This window comes from Bacillus pretiosus (assembly GCF_051294775.1).
GTDB lineage: Bacteria > Bacillota > Bacilli > Bacillales > Bacillaceae_G > Bacillus_A > Bacillus_A wiedmannii.
The window spans coordinates 1-327 of record NZ_JBPPHF010000077.1; the positions used below are offsets into that span (position 1 = coordinate 1).

The window sequence follows — 327 nt, forward strand, 5'->3', positions numbered from 1 at the left end:
TAGAGACAGGTGCTGTAATGGCAGTTCCCGCTCATGATGAGCGTGACTATGAAGTCGCATCAACGTTCAATCTTCCAATGAAGGAAGTTGTAAAAGGCGGAGACATTACGAAAGAAGCATACACAGGTGATGGTGCGCACGTAAACTCAGCATTCCTTGATGGTTTAAATAAAGAAGAAGCAATCGTAAAAATGATTGAATGGCGTGAAGTAACGAGCGCAGGAAATCAAAAAGTAACGTACCGTCTACGTGACTGGTTATTCAGCCGTCAACGTTACTGGGGTGAGCCAATTCCAGTAATCCACTGGGAAGATGGCACAATGACAG

1 pseudogene is annotated in these 327 nt (G+C 44.6%); it reads left to right on the forward strand.

Going from position 1 to position 327, the window contains the following annotated elements:
• A pseudogene (locus ACSG5Z_RS29925) lies at positions 1-327 on the forward strand (leucine--tRNA ligase); the annotation flags it as partial.